This is a genomic window from Bradyrhizobium erythrophlei (assembly GCF_042430365.1).
Lineage (GTDB): Bacteria > Pseudomonadota > Alphaproteobacteria > Rhizobiales > Xanthobacteraceae > Bradyrhizobium > Bradyrhizobium erythrophlei.
The window spans coordinates 1-1,281 of sequence record NZ_JBHMET010000134.1; the positions used below are offsets into that span (position 1 = coordinate 1).

General features: G+C 62.2%; 1 protein-coding gene. It reads left to right on the forward strand.

Features of this window, described 5'->3' with window-relative positions; genetic code table 11:
- Nucleotides 1-87 precede the first annotated feature (87 nt).
- A protein-coding gene (locus ACFFWD_RS20410) for an IS3 family transposase (RefSeq protein ID WP_376968285.1) occupies nt 88-1,220 on the forward strand; the annotation gives its coding sequence in 2 pieces (ribosomal slippage) (nt 88-343 and nt 343-1,220; 1,134 coding nt in all).
- Nucleotides 1,221-1,281 lie beyond the last annotated feature (61 nt).

Sequence of the window (1,281 nt, forward strand, 5' to 3'; positions counted from 1 at the left end):
AGAGCTGGTCGCGGAATTCTGCACAGGACGATAAGTGGAATTTCTGCCTGACAGCGGGCACGCTGTGCCTGCGAATCAGGAGCGACAATGAGCAGACGACCCCGCCGGAACCACTCAGCGGCCTTCAAGGCGAAGGTGGCTCTGGCCGCCGTCAAGGGCGACCGAACCATCGCCCAGCTGGCAGAGCATTTCGACGTCCATCCCAACCAGATAACGACATGGAAATCGCAGCTTGAGGCAAGCGCTTCCGAGATTTTCGGACCGGGAGGCGGGACACCGGCCACGCCCGCGGTGGACGTGAAGTCGCTGCACGCCAAGATCGGCGAGCTGACGCTGGAGAATGATTTTTTAGAAGGCGCGCTCACCAAGGCGGGATTGCTGAGCGCAAAGCGATGATCGACCGTGAGCACGAGCTACCGATCACCAAGCAGGCGGAGGCTTTGAACATCAGCCGCGGCAGCGTGTACTACCTGCCGCGGCCGGTGCCGGACGCCGACCTTGCGATCATGCAGCGCCTCGACCGGCTGCACCTGGAGTATCCCTTCGCCGGCTCGCGTATGTTGCGAGGCCTGTTGGCTTTGCAGGGGTGCAAGATCGGCCGCCGGCATGTGAAAACGCTGATGCGGCGGATGGGGATAGAAGCGCTCTATCGCCGTCCACGGACGACAAAGCCCGAGCCGGGCCACAAGATATACCCGTACCTGCTGCGCGGGATGGAGATCACGCGGCCGAACCAGGTGTGGGCAATGGACATCACCTACATCCCGATGGCACGCGGCTTCGTCTATTTGGCGGTTGTGCTCGACTGGTTCAGCCGCCGCGTGCTGTCGTGGCGCATATCGATCACCATGGAGGCGGCGTTCTGTGTCGAGACGCTTCAGGATGCCCTGGCTCGTCACGGCAAGCCGGACGTCTTCAACACCGATCAGGGCTCGCAGTTCAGCGGACAGGCTTTTACCGGCGTGCTCGCCGGCAACGGCATTGCGATCAGCATGGACGGCAAGGGAGCCTGGCGGGACAACGTGTTCGTCGAACGGCTATGGCGCAGCGTCAAATACGAGGAGGTGTATCTGCGGGCCTATGACAGCGTCAGCGAGGCGCGCACCTCGATCGGCCGATATCTCGGCTTTTATAACAGCAGACGTCCCCATTCGAGTCTTGACGGCGGCACGCCGGATCAAGCCTACTTCACCCCGCTGCCACTCCGCCTGGCGGCCTAACCCCGGCAGACGCTCCACTTATCGACGCGGAGATTCTGTTCAGACAATCGGGACCAGCTCA